Raw genomic sequence first — 16,709 nt, 5'->3', positions numbered from 1 at the left:
CCCACGGGGGTGGACCAGGCCCCGGCGCGCCCCGGCCGTACCGTGCCGGGAGCGTCCGGCCGCGCACGGCGGGGGCCCGGTCATGACCGCGCCCGCGTACGGCCACGGGCTCGTCGCCGGCGCGTTCTGCCCCCCGCACGCCGGCCACCACCACCTCGTCCGCACCGCCCTGGCCCGCTGCGAGCGCGTCACCGTGCTCGTCGCCGCCACCGAGGACGCGGCCCTGCCGCTCGAGGCGCGCGTCGCCTGGCTGCGGGAGATCCACCCCGAGGCCCTCGTCGTCACCGCCGACACCGCCGCCGACCTGCCCGAGCCCGTCGACGCGGTCTTCACCGCCGAGCCGTACGGGGACGCCGGCGCGGGGCCGGGCCTGGAGGGCGCCGAGATCGTCCGTGTCGGCGGGTGGCACGCGGAACCCGTGGGCGGGGTGCCGGTGTGCGGCGACAGGGGAGGGGGCGGCCCCCGCCGGGACGCCGAACCGGGTCCGGGCAGCGGGGGCCCCGCTTCCGGCACCGGAGGGCCCGGCCCCGGCACCGACGACGACGCCGTCCTCGCCGACCCGCCCGGCCACTGGGACCTCCTGGAGGCACCGGTCCGCGCCGGGCTCGCCCGGCGGGTCGTCGTCCTCGGCGCCGAGTCCACCGGCGCCACCACCCTGGCGCGCGCCCTCACCGGCCACTACCGGGGGCGCGGCGGCGTATGGGCCCGTACCCGCTGCCTCGCCGCCGAGCCGCGGGCCGACCGGGAGCGGGAATCCCGCGACTTCCCCGTCGCCGCCCAGCGCCGGGCCGAGGACGAGGAGCGGGCCGCGCGCGAGGGCTCCCCGCTGCTCGTCTGCGACGGCGACGCCTTCGCCGCCACCGTCCGGCACGAACGGCGCTTCGGCACCCGCAGCCCCGGCACGTGCGCCGTCGCCGCCCGGGGACGGCAGCACCTGTGGCTGCTCACCGACCACCGGGGCGTCCCGTCCGACCCCGACCCCGAGGACCTCCGGGCCTGGACCACCGCCCGGCTCCTCACCCGTCTGATCCGCACCGGCCGCCCCACGGTCCTCCTCAGCGGACCGCCCGAGGAACGGCTCGCCACGGCCGTCGCCGCCGTGGACGCGCTGCTCGCCCGGTCCTGGGAGGTACGCCGGTGAACGGCCGCACCCCGCCCCCGCGTCCGCCCGAGGGCTACGACCCGCACGCCTTCGAGCCGTTCGCCGTCACCGTGGACCTCGCCGTCCTCACCGTCCGCGAGGAGCGCCTGCACGTCCTGCTCGTCCAGCGCGCCCACGAGCCCCACGCGGGGGAGTGGGCCCTGCCGGGCGGCTTCGTGCTGCCCCGCGAGTCCGCCGAGACGGCCGCCCGCCGCGAACTCGCCGAGGAGACGGGCCTGCCCGCCGCCACCGTCGCCGGACTCCACCTCGAACAGCTCCGCACCTACAGCGACCCCGACCGCGACCCCCGGATGCGGGTCGTCTCCGTCGCGTTCACCGCCCTCGTGCCCGGCCTGCCGGAACCCCGGGGCGGCGGCGACGCCGCCGAGGCGCGCTGGCTGCCCTACGGGGAGCACGGGCCGCTCGCCTTCGACCACGACCGGATCCTCACCGACGCCCGCGAACGCGTCGGCGCCAAGCTCGAGTACACGTGTCTCGCCACCGCCTTCTGCCCGCCCGAGTTCACCCTCGGCGAGCTGCGGCAGGTCTACGAGACGGTCTGGGGCGTCGAACTCGACCGCCCCAACTTCCGGCGCAAGGTCCTCACCACGCCCGGCTTCGTCCGGCCCGTGGAAGGACCGCCGCGCCGCACCGGCGGACGGGGGAAACCGGCCGCGCTCTACCGGGCGGGGGAGGCCACGGCCCTCCACCCGCCGTTGCTCCGACCGGAAGGACGATCGGCATGACCACGCACCAGGCGGCCAAGCGGGCGGCGACGGGGGCGCTGACGGGGCTCGCGCTCGGCGACGCGCTCGGGTTCCCCACCGAGTTCCACGACGTGCCGTCGATCCTCGCGAAGTACGGGCCGTGGCGGACGGCGGAGCTCCCGACGACCCGGGGCGTCGCGTACGTCACCGACGACACCCAGATGACCCTCGCCCTCGCCAGGGCCCTGCGCACCGCCCTGGAACGGGGCCCCCTCACCCCGCTCCGGCTGGTCCGTCCGCTGCGGGAGGAGTACGTCGACTGGTACCGGTCGCCGGAGAACAACCGCGCCCCCGGCCGCACCTGCCTCGTCGCCTGCCAGTCGCTCACCACCGACCGGCCCTGGCAGGACGCGAGCCAGATCCACTCCAAGGGCTGCGGCGCCAACATGCGGGTCGCGCCCCTCGGCCTCGTCCCCGGCCTCGGCGACGAGGAGCGCGCCGGCGCCGCGCAGCTCCAGGCGGCCCTCACCCACGGCCACCCCACCGCGCTCGCCGCCTCCGACCTGACGGCCCACGCCGTGCGCCTGCTCGCCCAGGGCGCGGACCCGGCCGGGCTCGTCGGCCGGCTGCGCTCGTACGCGTACGAGAACCGCGACCGCTACCACGAGCGCTGGCTCGGCGACCTGTGGACCCGCTCCCAGGACCCCTCGGCCCTCCACTTCGTCCGGCGCGGCTGGGACGAGTGCCTGGCCGTCCTCGAACGCCTCGACGCCGTCCAGCGCACCGCCGACCCGGAGCTGGACCCCTGCGCGTACACCGGGGACGGCTGGATCGCGGAGGAGGCCCTCGCCACCGGGCTGCTCTGCTTCCTCCTCTTTCCCGGCGACCCGCTCACCGCCCTGCGCCGGGCCGCCTGCACCCGCGGCGACTCCGACTCCATCGCGGCCCTCGCGGGCGCCTTCGCCGGGGCCCACCTGGGCGCGGACGCCTGGCCCGCCGCGTGGGCCGAGCGCGTCGAGTACCGGGACGAGCTGCTGGCCTTCGGAGCGCTCTGGGACGCCTGACCCGGCCCCTGGCCTACAGCTCCCGGAGGGCCGAGGCGCGGCGGGCGCGGACGAGGAAGTCCTGGACGCGGGCGGAGTCCGGGGCGGCGGGCAGCGGGCTCCGGGTGAGGGCGGTGTCCGCCTCCTCCTGGAGGCGGTCCATCCAGGTCTCGATCTCCGCCCACCCGACCTCGCCCCGCTTGACCGCGAGGAGGCGCTCGCGCTCCTCGCCCACGTCGATCCGCAGCTCACCCGTGCGCAGCAGGTCCCGGCAGCTGGTCAGCAGCCGCAGCAGGTGCATGGCGTGCTTCCAGCGCGGCCGGCCGTACTGGCGCACGTCCGCGTCGAGCTTGCGGCGCTGGCCGGCCGCGTAGCGGACGAAGGTCCGGTGCGCCTGCCGGGAGAGGAAGGCACCGCGCAGGGAGAGGAGTTCGCGGCCGAGGTCGTCGGCCCGGGTGACGAGGGGCGAGTGGAGGCACTCCAGCACGTTCGGGTTGTTGCGCAGGGCCAGCTCGCAGAAGCGTTCCAGCTCCCAGCTGAACTGCTCCTCGCCCGGCCCCTCCACATGCGCGGGGGGCTTCTCGAAGTGCCAGAACAGCGGGGTGGGGGCGAGGTAGACACCGCGGGTGTCGGTGTCGCTGTCCTCCGTCGCCAGGCCGAACGCCCGCGAGCCCATCACGCAGGCGTAGACCGTGTGATCGCGGACGAGCGCTTCCGGGGTCATGTCCATGGCGGCCAGGCTACGCGAGGATGATCGTCCCCCCGGAGACGGTGACCCGCTCCTCCGGCAGCGGCCGGGTCGCCGGGCCCGCCGCCACCGAACCGTCCGCGATCCGGAACCGCGAACCGTGACAGGGGCAGCGCACCGAGCCGTCCACGACCTTGTCCACCAGACAGCCCTGGTGCGTGCAGACGGCCGAGAAGGCCTTGAACTCCCCGGCGGCCGGCTGCGTCACGACCACCTTCCGGTCGGCGACGACCTTGCCGCCGCCGACCGGGATCTCCGAGGTCCGCGCGAGGACCGTCCCGGCCGACCCCGTGGTGGCCGGCGCGCTCGTGGCCGTGCCCCCGGTGGCCGGCGCGCCCGTCCCCGTACCGCCGTCACCCCCGTCCCCGCCGTCGGCACCGCAGGCGGTCGCGGCGGACGCCGGCAGCAGGGCGGCGGCGAGGAGGACGGTACGGCGCGGGGTGGCGTTCGCGGTCATACGGGCCAGCTTGGCCGCGCCCCCGCCCCGCCCGCCGCGACACGCCTACATCCAGGGCGCCAACTCCCCCGCCCGGCCGTCCGCGTCCCGGCGGACCTCCAGGACCGCCGTCACCGCCGCCCGTTCCACGGGGCCGTACACGTGCGGGTACAGCTGGTCCTCCGAGCCCTCCCACCGGACCTCAGCGCCGAGCCGCGCCTCGTCGATCACGAGCACCAGCAGCGGGCCCGGCACGTCCCGGTAGTGCGCGTCGGCGACGGCCAGGGCCGCCTGCTCGTCGGGCGAGCAGTGGACGAAACCCTCCTCCGCGAGCGACGGCGGGGCGTAGGGGACCTCGGGAGCGGCGGACCAGGCGTCCAGCGGTACGACGTGCAGCAGCATCCGGCCTTTCTACCCCGCCCGGCCCGGCGCCGTACGCCAGGTGGCCGAACTCCGGCGCCCGACCGGCCGCCGCCGTCTCGGAGGGTGGGCGCGAGCGCACGCCGCGCACCCGGCTCACTACGCTGACTAGGCTGAACGTACAGACGCAGGCGAAGGAGCACGACGTGGCGGTACGAGCGGTCCGGGGCGCCGTCCAGCTCGAACGGGACGAGGCCGGGCACATGCACGAGCGCGTCGAGGAGCTGCTCACCGCCGTCCTCACCCGCAACGGGCTCACCGCCGACGACCTCATCAGCATCTGGTTCACCGCCACCCCCGACCTCCACAGCGACTTCCCCGCCGCCGCGGCCCGCCGGATCGGCATCGCCGACGTCCCGCTGCTCTGCGCCCAGGAACTCGACGTGGCCGGGGCCATGCCCCGGGTCGTCCGCCTCCTCGCCCACGTCGAGACCGATCTGCCCAAGAACCGCGTCGCGCACGTCTACCTCGGCGCCGCGGCCGCCCTGCGCAAGGACATCGCCCAGTGAGAACAGCGCTCGTCATCGGAACCGGACTCATCGGCACCTCGGCCGCGCTCGCCCTCGCGGGCCGGGGCGTCACGGTCCACCTCCGCGACCACGACCCGGCGCGCGCCCGCACCGCCGCCGCCCTCGGCGCCGGCACCGACGAGGCACCCGGGGGCCCCGTGGACCTCGCGATCGTCGCCGTACCACCGGCGCACGTCGCCGCCACCCTCGCCGAGGCCATGGGCGCCGGACTCGCCCGCGGCTACCTGGACGTCGCCAGCGTCAAGGGCGGCCCGAAGCGGGAGCTGGAGGCCCTGGGCCTCGACCTCACCACGTACATCGGCACCCACCCCATGTCGGGCAAGGAACGCTCCGGCCCCCTCGCGGCCACCGCCGACCTCTTCGAGGGACGGCCGTGGGTGCTCACCCCCACCCGGGAGACCGACACCGAGGTCCTCAACCTCGCCCTGGAGCTCGTCGCGCTCTGCCGCGCCGTGCCCGTCGTCATGGACGCCGACGCCCACGACCGGGCGGTCGCGCTCGTCTCCCACACCCCGCAGCTCGTCTCCTCGATGGTCGCCGCCCGCCTGGAGGAGGCCGACGAGTCGGCCGTACGGCTCTGCGGGCAGGGCATCAGGGACGTCACGCGCATCGCCGCCTCGGACCCGCGCATGTGGATGGAGATCCTCTCCGCCAACCCGGGCCCCGTCGCCGACGTCCTCGCGGGCGTCGCCGCCGACCTGGACGAGACCGTCCGCGCCCTGCGCTCCCTCCAGTCCTCCGACGAGGAGAAGCGCCGGGAAGGGGCCGGCGGCGTCGAGGACGTCCTGCGCCGGGGCAACGCCGGCCGGGCCCGCGTCCCCGGCAAGCACGGCGCCGCGCCCACCGTGTACGAGACCGTCGCGGTCCTCATCAGCGACCGGCCCGGCGAGCTGGCCCGCATCTTCTCCGACGCCGGCCGCGCCGGTGTCAACATCGAGGACGTCCGCATCGAGCACGCCACCGGCCAGCAGGCGGGCCTGGTGCAGCTCATGGTGGAGCCCTCCGCGGCCCCGGTGCTGGGCGCCGCCCTCCAGGAACGCGGCTGGGCCCTGCGCACGGGCTGAGGGTCTGAGCGGCCTTCCTCGCGTGCGGGCGCGGCCCGTCGGGCGGGGCCCGAACGGGCGGGGCCGAACGGGTGCCGGGGACTCGGTAACCTTGTGGAGGTCCCCCGCATCTCCGCCGGGCCCTACCGCTCACCCAGGAAGGTGTTCCCACCGTGGAATCCGTGATCGTCGCCATCGACGGGCCGTCCGGCACGGGCAAGTCCAGCACCTCGAAGGCGGTCGCCGCCAAGCTGGGGCTGAGCTACCTCGACACCGGCGCCCAGTACCGGGCGATCACCTGGTGGATGATCAGCAACGGGGTCGACGTCGGCGACGCCGTCGCCGTCGCCGACGCCGCCGCCAAGCCGGTCATCGTCTCCGGTACGGACCCGGCCCGGCCCACCATCACCGTCGACGGCGCCGACGCCTCCGGCCCCATCCGGACGGAGGAGGTCACCTCCAAGGTCAGCGCCGTCAGCGCCGTCCCCGAAGTGCGCAGGATCATCACCGAGCTGCAGCGGACCATCGCCCGCGGCGCCGAGCAGGGCATCGTCGTCGAAGGCCGGGACATCGGCACCACCGTCCTGCCCGACGCCGACCTGAAGATCTTCCTCACCGCCTCGCCCGAGGCCCGCGCCGCCCGCCGCTCCGGCGAGCTCAAGGGCGCCGACGTGCACGCGACCAAGCAGGCCCTCATCAAGCGGGACGCGGCCGACTCCAGCCGTACCACCTCCCCGCTGGCCAAGGCCGACGACGCCGTCGAGGTCGACACCACCGATCTCACGCTCGACCAGGTCATCGAATGCGTCGTGACCCTCGTCGAGGAGAAGCGGACGGCCGCCCGGTGACCCTGCCCTCCGAGAAGGGCGCCGCCGTCGGCCGGCGCATCGGGATCGGCCTGATGTACGGCCTCTGGAAGCCGCGCGTCCTCGGCGCCTGGCGGGTGCCGGCCTCCGGCCCCGTCATCCTCGCCGTCAACCACGCGCACAACATCGACGGCCCCATGCTCATGGGCACCGCCCCGCGCCCCGTGCACTTCCTCATCAAGAAGGAGGCGTTCGTCGGCCCGCTCGGCGGCTTCCTGGAAGGCATCGGGCAGCTCAAGGTGGACCGCGACAGCACCGACCGCACCGCGATAGCCAACGCCCTGGGCGTGCTCGACCAGGGCGGTGTCCTCGGGATCTTCCCCGAGGGCAGCCGCGGTGAGGGCGACTTCGCCTCGCTCCGCGCCGGCCTCGCCTACTTCGCCGTCCGCAGCGGCGCGCCCATCGTCCCCGTCGCCGTCCTGGGAAGTTCCGAGCGGCGCGGACGGTTGATCAAGGCACTGCCCCCGCTGCGCGGCCGCGTCGACGTCGTCTTCGGCGACGCCTTCGAGGCGGGGGACGGAACGGGCCGCCGCACCCGCAAGGCGCTCGACGAGGCCACCGTACGGATCCAGGAGCGGCTCACCGCCCACCTGGAAAACGCCAGGCGCCTCACCGGGCGCTGAGCGAGACTCTCAGTAGTGGGCTCCGCGAGCCGGGGACCCACCGACCACGAATGATCAAGGAACGGACTTCATGAACGACCAGCACGACCACGGGGCACTTGGCGACGCCGAGTACGCGGAGTTCATGGAGCTCGCCGCGGAAGAGGGCTTCGACGTCGAGGACGTCGAGGGCGCGATCGAGGAGGCCGGACACGGCCCCCTCCCCGTCCTCGCCGTCGTCGGCCGCCCGAACGTCGGCAAGTCGACCCTGGTGAACCGCATCATCGGCCGCCGCGAGGCCGTCGTCGAGGACAAGCCCGGCGTCACCCGTGACCGCGTCACCTACGAGGCCGAGTGGGCCGGCCGCCGCTTCAAGGTCGTCGACACCGGCGGCTGGGAGCAGGACGTCCTCGGCATCGACGCCTCCGTCGCCGCGCAGGCCGAGTACGCCATCGAGGCCGCCGACGCCTGCCTCTTCGTCGTGGACGCCACCGTCGGCGCCACCGACACCGACGAGGCCGTCGTACGGCTCCTCCGCCGCGCCGGCAAGCCGGTCGTGCTCGCCGCCAACAAGGTCGACGGCCCGGCGGGCGAGGCCGACGCCGCCACGCTGTGGTCCCTGGGCCTCGGCGAGCCGTTCCCCGTCTCCTCGCTGCACGGCCGCGGCACCGGCGACCTCCTGGACGAGGTCCTGAAGGTCCTCCCCGAGGCCCCCGAGCAGCGCTTCGGGAACGCCGTCGGCGGCCCGCGCCGCATCGCCCTCATCGGCCGCCCCAACGTCGGCAAGTCCTCGCTCCTCAACAAGGTCGCGGGCGAGGACCGGGTCGTCGTCAACGAGCTGGCCGGCACCACCCGCGACCCGGTCGACGAGCTGATCGAGCTGGGCGGCGTGACCTGGAAGTTCGTCGACACCGCCGGCATCCGCAAGAAGGTCCACCTCCAGGAGGGCGCGGACTACTACGCCTCCCTGCGGACCGCCGCCGCCGTGGAGAAGGCGGAGGTGGCCGTCATCCTCATCGACACCACCGACCGGATCTCGGTCCAGGACCAGCGCATCATCACGATGGCGGTCGAGTCGGGCCGCGCCATCGTCATCGCCTACAACAAGTGGGACGAGCTGGACGAGGAGCGCCGCTACTACCTGGAGCGCGAGATCGAGACCGAGATGCAGCAGGTCTCCTGGGCGCCCCGGGTCAACGTCTCCGCGAAGACCGGCCGCCACATGGAGAAGCTGGTCCCGGCCATCGAGACCGCCCTCGCCGGCTGGGAGACCCGCGTCCCCACCGGCCGGCTCAACGCCTTCCTCGGTGAGCTCGTCGCCGCCCACCCGCACCCGATCCGCGGCGGCAAGCAGCCCCGCATCCTCTTCGGCACGCAGGCGGGCACCAAGCCGCCCCGGTTCGTCCTCTTCGCCTCCGGCTTCCTGGAGGCCGGCTACCGCCGCTTCGTCGAGCGCCGGCTGCGCGAGGAGTTCGGCTTCGAGGGCACCCCGATCCACATCTCGGTCCGCGTGCGCGAGAAGCGCGGCAGGAAGAAGTAGCCGGGACGCCGGGTCCGGCGGAGGAACGGCCGAGGGCCGGGGCGATGCGCCCCGGCCCTCGGCCGTACGTCACGAACCTCGTCGCTCCCCGCGCGTGTCGCGGGTCCGCGTGGCCCTCAGGGGCTCCTGCGGGGCCCCGGCGGCAGCGCCCCCTGCGGAGCCACGGTGTACGTGTGCTGCGTCGCCGACCAGGCCGTCGGGTGGGCCGCCGGCCGGCCGCTCTGCCCGTGCCCCTGCCCGGTCCTGGCCCCCTGGGTGTACCCATGGCCCTGCCCGTACAGGCCGGTGCTCGTCACCGTCCCGAAGGAGCGGAAGCGGAGCTCCTCCTCACCGCTGCGGTCACCCGGCAGGGTGCGGAACGACCGGCGGTACTCCGAGTACAGCGCGTCGAAGATCGGCGTCGCCGAAGGGTCTGCCGCGCCGTCGTGCGCGGGGCGCATGGCGGGAATCGGACTCGGATGAGGCTGGGGGAAGGGGTCGTATGCGTGCACATAGGTGCCAACGACCCCGCCGCCCGTCGGATGCGGCCGACTCTCCGAAAGGGGAGCCGACCGGGGCCGCGGCACCCTCGGCACCGAGGGCCGCCCGGGGCCCCCGGTGGGCCGCTCGGGCTCTATACCGGGCCGCGCGTCCCGGCTCACGTGCCGGCCAGCGGCATCGCGGCGGCCACCAGGCGCCCGTTGGCCGCGGCCTTCTCCAGGGCGTCCCGCAGCAGGTCCTCGCGCGGCTGCTGGCCGATGGAGCCCACCGGGGCGGCGAAGACCAGGACCGTGTGCGACTTGTTGGCCGCGGCGCGCCAGCCCTCCGTCACCTGCAGCGGCTGGTGCGCCTGCCACCAGGCGGCCTGTCCGGCGCCGCCCGGTCCCGGCTGGAGCACCGAGTGCAGCTGCCCCATGGCGACCAGCACCGACCAGCCGGGCAGCACCGCCGGCTTCTGGTTGACGTCCGCGACCGGCTGGAAGCCCTGCTCGGTCAGCAGGGTGAGGAACTCGTCCGTGAGGCCGTCGCCGCCCGGACGGGCCACCGGCGCGGTCGGCTCCACGACCAGCGCGGGGTGCAGCTCGCCACCGATCAGCACGAGACCGCTGGTCACGCCCAGCACCGCCTGCTCGGGGTGGGCGGCGGTCAGCGCCTCCCCGGCCTCGAAGGAGGCCACGGCGCCCTGGAGCTGCTCCTCGGGAACCCGTACGACCTGGGACGGGATGCACGTGGCGTGGGCGAAGGCGAGAACCGCCGTCTCCTCGCCGACGAACAGCACCGTGCTGGTGCGCTCCTGCTCGGAGTCGCCCGGCGTCCGGCAGGAGGTGCAGTCGTAGCTGGCAGGGGCGTTGTCGCCGGCGAGCAGCCGGTCGGCCTCTTCGTCGCCGATCTCGGCGCGTACGTCCTCGCTGACGTCGAGCATGCGCGGCACGGGTGGCTCCCTGGACTCGGTACGGGCGACGCCGGGCCGTTCCCGGGCGTCTCATGCAGAGTTCAACGGGCCAGGCTCGGCCAGGGTCACGCGCGGACGGCGGGCAACTTGCCGCAGTCCCATGCACGACGGCGGCCGCCCACCGGCCCGCCCGGGGCGGTGGGCCGGCCGTCCCCTTCCGTACCGGTGCCGCGCGGGGCGGGTGACTCCGACCGGGTGGGGTGTGCGCGGTGTTCCGCGCGGCACGGGGCACAGGGGCCCTCCCGCTGCCTAGCCTGCAGCGATGTCGAAGATCCGATTTTGGACCGCCGGTTCGCTCGTCGCGGCCTCCGCGGCGGCGCTGATGAGCCTTCTTCCGGCACCCGCGCGGGCCGCCGCACCGGAACCCGTCACCACCGCCGCCCCGACCACCGCCGTGCCGGCCTACCCGTGCGCCAAGGACCAGTGGCCCTGGGGCTGCGTCGCCGAGTGCGAGAGCAGCGGCCGCTGGAACGCCAACACCGGCAACGGCTACTACGGCGGGCTCCAGTTCTGGCAGCCGACCTGGGTCGAGCACGGCGGTCAGCGCTTCGCCGCCCGCGCCGACCTCGCCACCCGGCAGCAGCAGATCACCGTCGCCGAGGAAGTCCTCCGTACCCAGGGCTGGGGGGCGTGGCCGACCTGCTCCAAGCGGTACGGGCTCAGCGGGCGCGTCCACACCGTCCAGCCGGGCGACACCCTCAGCTCGATCGCCCGCAGGTTCGCCGTCAAGGGCGGCTGGCAGGCCCTCCACACCGCGAACCGCGAGCTGATCGGACCGGACCCGAACCGGATCACCGTCGGAACGATGCTGCGGATCGCGCCGCTCTGAGGACTCCGCGGCGCCCCGTCCGGGCAGGACGTACGGACGGGGCGCCGCGGAAGGGCCGGGGGAACCCCCGGCCCCCGCCGCTCCCCGTCCGTGGGCCCTCGGGCGGGGAGCGGCGGTACGAGCCCCGGGGTGCCGGGGCCCGGCGCATCACGCGCGAAGAGGTCCCCGCCCGCCGGAAGGGCCACCGCCCCAGGGCCCCTCACCCGCCGTGCCGGCCTCCGGGCGAACGGCCGTGCCGCGCGGGCAGTACAGTTCGGCCGGACCGACCAACCGACCCGGGGGACCGGCAGCGCGATGCGTATCTCTTTTCTGCTCCACAACGGCTACCACTACGGCGGCACCATCCGGACCACGTTCACCCTCGCCGAGGAGCTCGCGGAGCGCCACGAGGTGGAGATCGTCTCGGTCTTCCGCCACCGGGACCAGCCGCTCCTGGGCCTGCCCGCCGGGGTGACCCTGCGTCACCTCGTGGACCTGCGCAAGGACAGCCCCGGCTACGACGGCGACCACCCGGACTTCCACCGGCCCGCCCGGGTCTTCCCGCGCGGCGACGGCCGCTGGAAGCAGTACAGCGCGCTCACCGACGCCCGCATCGGGGAGCACCTGCGGGGCGTCGAGGCGGACGTCCTCGTCGCCACCCGCCCGGGGCTCAACGTCCACCTCGCCCGGCAGGCGCGCCGCGGCCCGGTGCTCGTCGGCCAGGAGCACCTGATCCTCACCGGCCACAGCTACCGGCTGCGCCGCGACATCGCCCACGAGTACGCGCTGCTCGACGCCGTCACCACCGTCACCGAGGCCGACGCCCGCGCCTACCGGAAGCTGGGACTGCGGGACGTACGGATCGAGGCCGTGCCCAACAGCGTGCCCGCCCCCTCGGTGCCGCCCGCCGACCCCGCCGCGCGGACCGTGGTCGCGGCGGGCCGGCTGACCCGGGTCAAGCGGTACGACGTCCTGATCGACGCCTTCGCCGAGGCGGCGGCGGACCTGCCCGGCTGGACGCTGCAGATCTACGGCTCCGGGGACGCCGTGCAGGACCTCAAGGGGCCGCTCACGCGGCAGATCGCCGCCCGGGGCCTCGGCGAGCGGGTCTTCCTCATGGGCTCGGTCACGCCGATGGAGCCGGAGTGGGCCAAGGGCTCGATCGCGGCGGTGACCTCGCAGCGCGAGTCCTTCGGCATGACGATCGTGGAGGCGATGCGCTGCGGGCTGCCGGTCGTCTCCACCGACTGCCCGAACGGACCCCGCGAGATCATCGAGGACGGGGTCGACGGGCGGCTGGTGCCGGTGGACGACGTGGCGGCCGTCGCGCGGGCGCTGCGGGCGTACATGGCCGACGACGAACTGCGCGCCAAGGCGGGCAGGGCCGCGCTGGCCGCCTCCGAGCGCTTCGACCCCGCCCGCATCGCCGCCCGTCACGAGGCCCTGTGGGCCGAACTCGTCGACCGCGGCGCGAGCCGCCGGGTCCACGGCCGGGGCCGCGCCGCGGCCCACCGCGCCCTCGGCGGCGCCCTCGACGGCGTCTACACCCTCAAGGCGCGCGCCGGCCGCCTGGTCCGCCGCTTCCGCTGACACGGCGGACGCGCCGCACTCCGTCGGCCGGGGATCCGGCCCGGGACGCGATCTCCCCCGGATCACCGTCACGGAGTTCCGGTACCGCCTCTCGCCCGCCGGGGCGGAAGCGTCCGGCCGGACCGCGCCCGATGGTCCCGGCGTAAGCATTCTGTGGGGGAACCGTGAGAACCGCCGGTCATGGAGCCGGAGACCGGCCGGGGTCAATTCGACGCACCGTCACCGGAGCGGGAATTCGGGGGGAGTTCCCGGCGGGCGGACGCGGCACGGCCGAGTTCGGGGCGGTTGGTGCGAAGTACCGGAGAGCCCCGGCAATTACTGGAGAATCGGCTGGAACTTGTCCCTCCGGGTGACCGGCGGCGGGCCAAACATATGGCGGGCAATTGTGACCCAAGTGTGACCACCGCAGAGGTACTAACGTGGGGTCCATGGCTCCCACATCGCGCACTCCCGAACCGCCCCGCGACAGCCCCGAGTCCTATGTGGGTCTCGGCGCGGACGGCGCCGAGCAGCTCGCCAGGACACGGGGCTGGACCGTCGTCAGGGCCCTGCCGCCGGGCACGATCGTCACCATGGAGTACCAGTTCGGACGCATCAACTTCGAGGTCGAGGACGGTACGGTCACCCGCTGCTGGGTCGGCTGACGAGCGCCGGAACCGACGCCCCCGCCCGCACGGCGAAGGGCCCCGGCCGGATCGGCCGGGGCCCTTCGCCGCGTACGGACGCGGCTCAGCCGCCCGCCCCACGGGTCGCGGGAGCGCGCGTCGCCGGGGTCCGCCGGGCCACTCCCACGGTCTCCCTGACCGGTTCGTCGGCCGCCGCCGGACGCGGCGGGTAGTAGCCGGGGCGCGGACCGCCGGAGGCCACGGGCAGCGAGGGCACCAGGCGGCGCCGGTCCCGCAGGCGCTCCCCGAGCCGGTCGCGCAGGGCCAGGATCCGGGCCTCCGCGAGGGCGATGACCGGCTCGCACCAGGGCAGCGCGAGCAGGATCAGCAGGCCGGCGGCCCAGCCGAGCAGCACGTCACTCAGCCAGTGCGTCCCCAGGTAGACGGTGGTGAGGCCGACGCCGAGCGCGACCACCGCCGAGAGCGCCGACAGGTACCGCCGGGCCCGCGGGGTGGTCGCCAGGTAGGCCAGGATCCCCCAGGTCACCACCGCGTTCGCGGTGTGACCGGAGGGGAATATGTCACCGCCCGCGAACAGCTCGGCGGAGCCGATCTGGGTCGCGTAGTGGGGGCCGAGACGGCCGAGGCCGAGCTTGACCGAGCCGACCGAGACGTTGAGGAGCAGGAGCGCGGCGCCGAGGCAGAGCAAGGGCCGCAGCGTGTGCTGGCGCCAGGAGCGCCAGCCCAGCCAGGCGGCCACCATCACGGCCGTGGGACCGCGCTGCCCGAGGACCACGTAGTAGTCGAGGAAAGCGTGGAGTTCCGGCCACTGCTGATAGGGACGGAAGAGCATGATCTTCCAGTCGAGGGTCACCAGCCAGGTCGAGAGGAGAACGGCCACGACGATGGCGAGATAGAACGCCGACGTCCCGCCGAAGAGGGCGAGACGCGTGCGGGTCATCCGCGGGACCTCTATCTTCGGCGGTTCCGGCTCCCGGTCCAGCCGGGCAAAGATGTCGGTACGCACCCAATGGACGTTACAGGGAGTGAGTAGCCGACCCGCGCGATCCCGTGCCTTCGTGATGACGATGTGATGTGGAGTAGGTCTCAGTGGGGCCCATTCCCTCTCGCCGTCCGAAAATCAGATGACCATCGGTCCGCATGTCGGCGAAATGAATCCGGAAGCCTGTTTGTATCCCGGGGAAATGCCTCGGACGGCCATCCGTACGGAATTGCATGCGACGCGCGGACGCGGACGAGTGGCGTACGCCACACCCGGAGGCCCCGCAGGGTGAGAGCTGCGCCACGCGCTCGGTCCTTGAACTCGCGTACGCTGACGGCTCACTCGCCCGTCGATGCCGGGCGCCCCGGGGGCGAATGCCCTGGTCGGTGCCCACCGAGCGCGAGAGCTTCACTGGGAGGTACGTACATGTCGCGGACGATCACGGCCCGAGTCCACCCGCGTGCCGCCGACGGCGGTGCCCACCGCTGGCTCGTCCTCGTCGTCCTCTGCGTCAGCCTGCTCCTGGTCGCCCTGGACGCGACCATCCTCCATGTCGCCGTCCCCTCGCTCAGCGAGGACCTGCGCCCCAGCTCCACGGCGCTGCTCTGGATCGTCGACGCCTATCCGCTGGTCTGCGCCTCGCTGCTGATCCTCTTCGGCACGCTCGGCGACCGGGTCGGGCGCCGGAGGGTGCTCCTCCTCGGGTACGGCCTGTTCGGCGTCGCCTCGGCCGTCGCCGCCCTCGCCACGGAACCGGGCGTGCTCATCGCCGCCCGCGCCCTGCTCGGCGTCGGCGGCGCGATGATCATGCCGGCGACGCTCTCCATCATCCGCGCGGTCTTCCCCGACCGGCGCGAACGCGCCACCGCCATCGGCGTCTGGACGGCGGTCGCCGCCATCGGGGCCGCCGCGGGGCCGGTGCTCGGCGGCTTCCTCGTCGAGCACTACTGGTGGGGTTCCGTCTTCCTCATCAACATCCCCCTCATGGCCCTGATCCTGCCGCTCGGCCGCCGCCTGCTGCCCGAGTCCCGGGGCAGCGGTGAAGGCCCCTGGGACGTCCTGGGCGCCCTGATGGCCGCCGCCGGCGTCCTCGGCTGCGTGCTGGGCGTGAAGCGGGCGGGCGCCGGGGACCCGCTCCTCGCGCTGCCGACCGCCGGGCCGCTGCTGGCCGGCGCCGTGCTCCTCGTCCTCTTCGTACGGCGCCAGAGGCGGCGCCCGCACCCGCTGATCGACACGCGCCTCTTCTCCCGGGCCGCGTTCACGACCTCGGTCGGCTGCATCGTCCTGGCCATGCTGGCCCTGGTGGGCCTGGAGCTCATCGCCGTCCAGTACCTCCAGCTGGTCCTCGGCCTCAGCCCGCTGGAGACCGGGCTCCGGCTCCTGCCGCTCACCTTCGCCGCCATGGCCGCCGGCGCCACCGGCTCGTACACCCTGCGCCGGATCGGGCCGCGCCGGATGGTCGGCTGGGGCTTCGTGCTCACCGCCGGCGCGGTGCTCCTGCTCACCCTCATGGGACAGCACGACCGGCCGCTGCTGCTCACGGCGGGCTTCGTCCTGCTCGGTTTCGGTCTCCAGACCACCCTCTTCTCGGCGTACGAGTCGATGCTCAGCGAGGCTCCGCAGCGCAGCGCGGGCGGCGCGGCCGCGATCGGGGAGACCTCCTACCAGCTCGGCGCCGGCATGGGCATCGCGCTGCTCGGCAGCGTCATGAACGCCGCGTACGCCCCCGGGCTCAGCGGTGTCCCCGGGGTTCCGGCGGAGGCGAGCCGGGCCGCGGCCAACTCCCTCGGCGAGGCGTACCAGGTCGCCGGCGACCTCGGCGGCGCGGCCGGTGAGGCGCTGCACCGGGCCGCCCGGCACGCCTTCGTGGACGGGCTGCACCTCACGCTGTGCGTGAGCGCCGGGCTGTTGCTGCTCGGGGCGCTGATGGCGCTGCGGCTGCCCCGGGTCATGGAGTGCGCGGTGGATCCGGAGGACGGTCTCGCCGGTGGCGGGCCGGAAGTCCCGGCCGCCCGGGAGGGCGTCGAGGGCGGGGAGCGGGTGGTGCGCACCGGCGGTGCTCCGGCCGCAGGGGCGTGCGAGCCGCGGGTGCCCGCGTCCCGCGAGGCGATCGAGCCCGCCGGCTCGGGGCGTGCGGGACACTGACCCGGCGCGCCGTCGCCGCGCCGCTCGTACCCGTCGGGCCGGCGGGCCCG

Annotated in this window: 18 protein-coding genes; 12 read left to right on the top strand and 6 right to left on the bottom strand. The window is 74.8% G+C overall.

Annotation, left to right across the window (positions count from 1 at the left end; genetic code table 11):
- The first annotated feature begins 82 nt into the window (after window positions 1-82).
- From ACFY60_RS18495 to ACFY60_RS18485, 3 genes are read left to right on the top strand one after another with little or no spacing between them, the layout of a single operon-like run.
- Window positions 83-1,141 (top strand): AAA family ATPase, encoded by a 1,059-nt coding sequence (locus ACFY60_RS18495; RefSeq protein WP_388617315.1) that lies wholly within the window; start codon window positions 83-85, stop codon window positions 1,139-1,141.
- Window positions 1,138-1,887, top strand: coding sequence for an NUDIX domain-containing protein (locus tag ACFY60_RS18490; RefSeq protein WP_388617312.1), 750 nt, complete (start codon window positions 1,138-1,140; stop codon window positions 1,885-1,887). The genes ACFY60_RS18495 and ACFY60_RS18490 overlap by 4 nt, the downstream gene beginning before the upstream one ends.
- Complete coding sequence (locus ACFY60_RS18485) at window positions 1,884-2,912, top strand: ADP-ribosylglycohydrolase family protein (protein WP_388617309.1); 1,029 nt, start codon at window positions 1,884-1,886, stop codon at window positions 2,910-2,912. The genes ACFY60_RS18490 and ACFY60_RS18485 overlap by 4 nt, the downstream gene beginning before the upstream one ends.
- 13 nt (window positions 2,913-2,925) lie before the next feature.
- Here the strand turns inward: ACFY60_RS18485 and ACFY60_RS18480 are convergent, their stop codons facing one another.
- Genes ACFY60_RS18480 through ACFY60_RS18470 form a run of 3 tightly spaced genes read right to left on the bottom strand, consistent with a single transcriptional unit; the run spans window position 2,926 to window position 4,477 of the window.
- A complete protein-coding gene (locus tag ACFY60_RS18480; protein ID WP_388617398.1) occupies window positions 2,926-3,615 on the bottom strand; it encodes a DNA polymerase beta superfamily protein in 690 nt (229 codons plus the stop codon).
- Between the two features lie 16 nt (window positions 3,616-3,631).
- The gene (locus ACFY60_RS18475) at window positions 3,632-4,096 is read right to left on the bottom strand and encodes a Rieske (2Fe-2S) protein (RefSeq protein ID WP_388617306.1); all 465 of its coding nucleotides are present in this window, start codon (window positions 4,094-4,096) and stop codon (window positions 3,632-3,634) included.
- Between the two features lie 45 nt (window positions 4,097-4,141).
- Window positions 4,142-4,477 carry a DUF952 domain-containing protein gene (locus tag ACFY60_RS18470; protein ID WP_388617303.1) on the bottom strand — a complete coding sequence of 112 codons (336 nt, stop codon included), beginning with the start codon at window positions 4,475-4,477 and terminating at the stop codon, window positions 4,142-4,144.
- A gap of 164 nt (window positions 4,478-4,641) precedes the next feature.
- Here ACFY60_RS18470 and aroH point away from each other — a divergent pair, with 164 nt between their 5' ends.
- The 5 genes from aroH to der all read left to right on the top strand — a co-directional run bounded on the left by aroH (window position 4,642) and on the right by der (window position 9,076).
- The gene (aroH, locus tag ACFY60_RS18465; protein WP_388617300.1) at window positions 4,642-5,004 is read left to right on the top strand and encodes a chorismate mutase; all 363 of its coding nucleotides are present in this window, start codon (window positions 4,642-4,644) and stop codon (window positions 5,002-5,004) included.
- Entirely contained in the window at window positions 5,001-6,089 is a 1,089-nt protein-coding gene (locus ACFY60_RS18460; protein WP_388617297.1) for a prephenate dehydrogenase, read from the top strand. Before aroH ends, ACFY60_RS18460 begins: the two co-directional genes overlap by 4 nt.
- 152 nt (window positions 6,090-6,241) lie before the next feature.
- Window positions 6,242-6,916 (top strand): (d)CMP kinase, encoded by a 675-nt coding sequence (cmk, locus tag ACFY60_RS18455; protein WP_345286783.1) that lies wholly within the window; start codon window positions 6,242-6,244, stop codon window positions 6,914-6,916.
- Window positions 6,871-7,557: a lysophospholipid acyltransferase family protein gene (locus tag ACFY60_RS18450; protein ID WP_309053051.1), complete on the top strand. Its 687-nt coding sequence runs from the start codon at window positions 6,871-6,873 to the stop codon at window positions 7,555-7,557. The genes cmk and ACFY60_RS18450 overlap by 46 nt, the downstream gene beginning before the upstream one ends.
- A 70-nt stretch (window positions 7,558-7,627) precedes the next feature.
- Window positions 7,628-9,076, top strand: a complete 1,449-nt coding sequence (gene der / locus ACFY60_RS18445) for a ribosome biogenesis GTPase Der (protein ID WP_388617288.1) — start codon at window positions 7,628-7,630, stop codon at window positions 9,074-9,076.
- Between the two features lie 116 nt (window positions 9,077-9,192).
- Here der and ACFY60_RS18440 read toward each other — a convergent pair whose 3' ends face one another.
- Window positions 9,193-9,516 carry a hypothetical protein gene (locus ACFY60_RS18440; RefSeq protein WP_388617285.1) on the bottom strand — a complete coding sequence of 108 codons (324 nt, stop codon included), beginning with the start codon at window positions 9,514-9,516 and terminating at the stop codon, window positions 9,193-9,195.
- A gap of 197 nt (window positions 9,517-9,713) precedes the next feature.
- Window positions 9,714-10,487: a hypothetical protein gene (locus ACFY60_RS18435; protein ID WP_345286791.1), complete on the bottom strand. Its 774-nt coding sequence runs from the start codon at window positions 10,485-10,487 to the stop codon at window positions 9,714-9,716.
- A 283-nt stretch (window positions 10,488-10,770) separates the two neighbouring features.
- Here ACFY60_RS18435 and ACFY60_RS18430 point away from each other — a divergent pair, with 283 nt between their 5' ends.
- The 3 genes from ACFY60_RS18430 to ACFY60_RS18420 all read left to right on the top strand — a co-directional run bounded on the left by ACFY60_RS18430 (window position 10,771) and on the right by ACFY60_RS18420 (window position 13,550).
- Window positions 10,771-11,337, top strand: a complete 567-nt coding sequence (locus ACFY60_RS18430; RefSeq protein WP_388617282.1) for a transglycosylase family protein — start codon at window positions 10,771-10,773, stop codon at window positions 11,335-11,337.
- 294 nt (window positions 11,338-11,631) lie between these two features.
- Complete coding sequence (locus ACFY60_RS18425) at window positions 11,632-12,906, top strand: glycosyltransferase (protein ID WP_388617280.1); 1,275 nt, start codon at window positions 11,632-11,634, stop codon at window positions 12,904-12,906.
- 428 nt (window positions 12,907-13,334) lie between these two features.
- Window positions 13,335-13,550, top strand: coding sequence for an I78 family peptidase inhibitor (locus tag ACFY60_RS18420; RefSeq protein WP_388617277.1), 216 nt, complete (start codon window positions 13,335-13,337; stop codon window positions 13,548-13,550).
- Between the two features lie 85 nt (window positions 13,551-13,635).
- On the opposite strand, the gene ACFY60_RS18415 is transcribed toward ACFY60_RS18420, so the two are convergent.
- A complete protein-coding gene (locus ACFY60_RS18415; protein ID WP_388617271.1) occupies window positions 13,636-14,472 on the bottom strand; it encodes a phosphatase PAP2 family protein in 837 nt (278 codons plus the stop codon).
- Between the two features lie 468 nt (window positions 14,473-14,940).
- Here ACFY60_RS18415 and ACFY60_RS18410 point away from each other — a divergent pair, with 468 nt between their 5' ends.
- A complete protein-coding gene (locus ACFY60_RS18410) occupies window positions 14,941-16,659 on the top strand; it encodes an MFS transporter (RefSeq protein WP_388617268.1) in 1,719 nt (572 codons plus the stop codon).
- The last annotated feature ends 50 nt before the right edge of the window (window positions 16,660-16,709 follow it).

The organism is Streptomyces sp. NPDC012827, assembly GCF_042900905.1.
Taxonomy (GTDB): domain Bacteria; phylum Actinomycetota; class Actinomycetes; order Streptomycetales; family Streptomycetaceae; genus Streptomyces; species Streptomyces gulbargensis.
Note: the sequence above shows the minus strand (reverse complement) of the source record. Positions and strands in the feature narration are given on the sequence as shown.

What these genes read in the sequence shown, in the direction of transcription:
- ACFY60_RS18430 (WP_388617282.1), top strand. Translation starts at nt 10,771, where the DNA reads ATGTCGAAGATCCGATTTTGGACCGCCGGTTCGCTCGTCGCGGCCTCC.
- ACFY60_RS18450 (WP_309053051.1), top strand. Translation starts at nt 6,871, where the DNA reads ATGCGTCGTGACCCTCGTCGAGGAGAAGCGGACGGCCGCCCGGTGACC.
- ACFY60_RS18415 (WP_388617271.1), bottom strand. Translation starts at nt 14,472, where the DNA reads ATGACCCGCACGCGTCTCGCCCTCTTCGGCGGGACGTCGGCGTTCTAT.
- ACFY60_RS18485 (WP_388617309.1), top strand. Translation starts at nt 1,884, where the DNA reads ATGACCACGCACCAGGCGGCCAAGCGGGCGGCGACGGGGGCGCTGACG.
- ACFY60_RS18410 (WP_388617268.1), top strand. Translation starts at nt 14,941, where the DNA reads ATGTCGCGGACGATCACGGCCCGAGTCCACCCGCGTGCCGCCGACGGC.
- ACFY60_RS18425 (WP_388617280.1), top strand. Translation starts at nt 11,632, where the DNA reads ATGCGTATCTCTTTTCTGCTCCACAACGGCTACCACTACGGCGGCACC.
- ACFY60_RS18475 (WP_388617306.1), bottom strand. Translation starts at nt 4,096, where the DNA reads ATGACCGCGAACGCCACCCCGCGCCGTACCGTCCTCCTCGCCGCCGCC.
- ACFY60_RS18420 (WP_388617277.1), top strand. Translation starts at nt 13,335, where the DNA reads ATGGCTCCCACATCGCGCACTCCCGAACCGCCCCGCGACAGCCCCGAG.
- der (WP_388617288.1), top strand. Translation starts at nt 7,628, where the DNA reads ATGAACGACCAGCACGACCACGGGGCACTTGGCGACGCCGAGTACGCG.
- ACFY60_RS18440 (WP_388617285.1), bottom strand. Translation starts at nt 9,516, where the DNA reads ATGCGCCCCGCGCACGACGGCGCGGCAGACCCTTCGGCGACGCCGATC.
- ACFY60_RS18480 (WP_388617398.1), bottom strand. Translation starts at nt 3,615, where the DNA reads ATGACCCCGGAAGCGCTCGTCCGCGATCACACGGTCTACGCCTGCGTG.
- ACFY60_RS18495 (WP_388617315.1), top strand. Translation starts at nt 83, where the DNA reads ATGACCGCGCCCGCGTACGGCCACGGGCTCGTCGCCGGCGCGTTCTGC.
- ACFY60_RS18470 (WP_388617303.1), bottom strand. Translation starts at nt 4,477, where the DNA reads ATGCTGCTGCACGTCGTACCGCTGGACGCCTGGTCCGCCGCTCCCGAG.